We start from the raw sequence: 3,220 nt of genomic DNA on the forward strand, positions 1-3,220 counted from the left end.
CGGCCTCCGCCTCCTGCCCGGTCGCCGTTTCCGGCGCCGTGTCTGTGGGAGTGTCTGTCGCCTGGGCTGTCACTGAAGCCTCAGCTTCGGTTTCGTTGGCAGCTGCTGCTGACACTGTTTCGTCGGATTTCTGACTGTCTGTCACCGCTAGAAGTCTTTCGCTTGGAGGGAAATACCGGGGCCGGCGCCACAAGGGCAACGGCTGGTTACTTCAGAGAGAACGAGTCTATCGTGACTGGTTCCGCAGGGGCGCCGTCCGTGGCGTTATCACCCGGTTTGAGTCCGGCGGCTGCAATATTGGCCACAACGTCCAGCCCCGAGGTCACCTTCCCCACCACGGTGTAGCCACCTGCGGCATCGGCCGGAATGACGGTGTCCTTGTACACAACGAAGAACTGGGTGCCATTGCCGTAGGCGTTTCCGCCGCTCCTGGCGACGGCGATGGTTCCGGCCGGGTATTTGTTGTCCTGCGGGGTATTTTCCAGTGGGCCCCAGGTGTAGCCCGGATCGCTGCTCCCGTCGCCGGCCTTGGAGCCGCACTGCAGGACGCCGAACGTCTCGGCCGTGGTGAGCCGGTGGCAGTTGAGCCCGGCGTAGAAGTTCTGGTCCGCGAGGGACTTGAAGACGGCGGCGGCCTGGGGCGCCTTCGTGCCGTCGAGTTCGACGCCGAGGGTGCCGCTGTTGAGCTTGAGCTCGCCGGTGAACGTCTGGCCGGCCGCCGTTTCCGGCTTCGGGATGTTGTCGGCGTTACTGGGGGAGGCCGACGGCGTGGCGGAGGGCGAGGTCAGCCCGGCCTGGGCGGCTGCGTATTCTTCCTCGGTGGGATTGGAGGAGAAGACAGTCAGTTGCAGGACCAGCGCAACAACGACCGCAGCTGTACCCGCGCCGATGGCGAGGACATTGTCGCGCTTCCGGCGTTTGTCCTGCTCCTTGCGCAGCTCGCGCTTCGCCTCCATTTGCTGGACGCGCCGCTTGGCTTCGCGGGCGCTCCGTGAACTGGCCGCCAAAAGTCCTCCTGGGTGTAGGGCCGAAACCGGGCGGCGCCGGGGCGCCGTCGCAGGTTCAGCGGTGAAGCTGCCGGCAATCCGGCCGAGCCCGGCCGCATTAGAAGATGCGGGCGCGGAAAGCATAAACTGACTGCCGCACACAGTTTATGCATGACCGGCCTGTCTGCCGCCCATCTGATCCCCGTTTCGGACGCCCCGTTTCGGCTCCAACACGGCGAAAATGACTCCGGCCGGTTTTACCTGAGGAGAAAATCCACCATGGCACGCACCGCCTCCCTGTCCGGATTCCCCGAGTGGCTTCCCGAGGAGCGGCTGGTGGAGCTGCATGTGCTGGACACGCTGCGCCGGGTCTTTGAACTGCATGGCTTTTCCTCCATCGAAACCCGCGCCGTGGAGACGGTGGGGCAGCTCCTGCGCAAGGGTGAGATCGACAAAGAGGTGTACGGGCTGAGCCGGCTGCAGGACGACGAGGGTGCAGATTCCGCGTCGCACAAGGGCGATCCGCACGCCCTGGCCCTGCACTTCGACCTCACCGTGCCCTTCGCCCGGTACGTCGTTGAAAACGCCGGCTACCTCGCTTTCCCGTTCCGCCGCTACCAGATCCAGAAGGTCTGGCGCGGCGAGCGTCCGCAGGAAGGCCGCGCCCGCGAATTCACCCAGGCCGACATCGACATTGTGGGCGACGGCGAACTGCCGTTCCGTTACGACGTCGAGATTGCACTGGTCATCGCCGAGGCCCTCAGCGCCCTGCCGATCCCGGACTTCCTGCTCCGGATCAACAACCGCAAGCTGGCCGAGGGCTTCTACAACGGCATTGGCCTCACCGACACGGCCGGGGTGCTGCGCAGCATCGACAAGCTTGAGAAGATCGGCCCGGCCAAGGTCGCCGAGCTGCTCAAGACCGAGCTCGGAGCCACGGACGAGCAGGCCCAGTCCGCCCTCAAGCTGGCCTCGATCCGCACCGGGGACACGTCCTTCGTGGCGCAGGTCCGCGCTCTCGGGGTCAGCAACGAACTGCTCGAGGAGGGCCTGGCCGAGCTGGAGCAGGTCATCGCGGCCGCCGTCCAGCGCGCGCCGGGTCGCGTGGTCGCGGACCTCAGCATTGCCCGCGGCCTGGACTACTACACGGGCACCGTGGTGGAAACCATACTGGTGGGCCACGAACAGCTCGGCTCGATCTGCTCCGGCGGGCGATACGACGCCCTCGCCAGCAAGGGCAACCGCAAGTTCCCCGGCGTCGGGCTCTCCATCGGCGTGACCCGGCTGGTCTCCCGGATCCTCAGCCAGGAGCTCGCCAAAGCAACACGGTCCGTGCCCACCGCCGTGTTGGTGGCTCTCAACAGCGATGACAGCTGGGGCGCCGCGCAGGACGTCGCCGCGGAATTGCGCGGCCGCGGGATCGCCACCGAGGTGGCGGCGAAGGCGGAGAAGTTCGGCAAGCAGATCAAATACGCCGACCGACGCGGCATCCCGTTTGTCTGGTTCACCGACGACGACGGCAAACACCAGGTCAAGGACATCCGCTCCGGCGAGCAGGTCGACGCCGATCCGGCCATCTGGGCCCCGGCAGCGGAGGACCTGCACGTCCGGGTCCTGAAGGCCTAGGCGGCGGCTTTCCGGAGCCGCCGACGCAGCATAAGGAATCGCCCTGCCACCCCCACGGCCAGCACGGCCGCCATGCCCAGCACAGAGGCTGGCGGCAGGGTCACGGCCAGGAGCAGGCAGCCAAGGAAGCCCAGGACATTGAGCCAGCGCGGCGCATGCCAGGGACGCGCGGACAAGGTGAAGGCAGCGGCATTCGTCACCGAGTAATAGATCAGCACGCCGAAGCTGGAGAAGCCCACCACGGTCAGTACAGTGGTGGTCAGCAGCAGCACGATAACGGCAGCGGCGACGGTCAATTCGGCCACAAACGGAACCGTGTGCGCGCCGCCCACCCGGGCGAGCGGGGACGGCAGGTCGCGTTCGCGCGCCATCGCCATGGCGGTCCGGCCCACGCCCGTGATCAGTGCCAGCAGGGCGCCGAGGCTCGCGGCGGCCGCGCCGGCCTGGACGAAGGGGGCGCCGGCGCTGAGCCGTGAGCTGGTGACGGCGTCGAGCAGCGGCGACGCCGAGCCGGCCAGCTGTTCCGCCGGCAGATGCCACTGCAGCAGCAGCGCCAGCCCGAGGTAGATCACGAAGGCGCCGGCCAGCGCAGCCAGAATGGCCCGCGG

Annotated in this window: 3 protein-coding genes; 1 reads left to right on the plus strand and 2 read right to left on the minus strand. The window is 67.3% G+C overall.

Going from position 1 to position 3,220, the window contains the following annotated elements; genetic code table 11:
• Positions 1-206: 206 nt before the first annotated feature.
• Positions 207-1,007, minus strand: a complete 801-nt coding sequence (locus K789_RS0112950) for a peptidylprolyl isomerase (protein WP_024367122.1) — start codon at positions 1,005-1,007, stop codon at positions 207-209.
• Positions 1,008-1,265: 258 nt separating this feature from the next.
• Between K789_RS0112950 and hisS the strand changes: the two genes are divergently transcribed.
• Positions 1,266-2,612, plus strand: a complete 1,347-nt coding sequence (hisS, locus tag K789_RS0112955) for a histidine--tRNA ligase (RefSeq protein WP_024367123.1) — start codon at positions 1,266-1,268, stop codon at positions 2,610-2,612.
• Here hisS and K789_RS0112960 read toward each other — a convergent pair.
• On the minus strand, positions 2,609-3,220 hold a 612-nt coding region (locus K789_RS0112960), incomplete at its 5' end, for an amino acid permease (protein ID WP_024367124.1). The genes hisS and K789_RS0112960 overlap by 4 nt on opposite strands.

The sequence above is a fragment of the Arthrobacter sp. TB 26 genome, from assembly GCF_000427315.1.
Classification (GTDB): domain Bacteria; phylum Actinomycetota; class Actinomycetes; order Actinomycetales; family Micrococcaceae; genus Arthrobacter.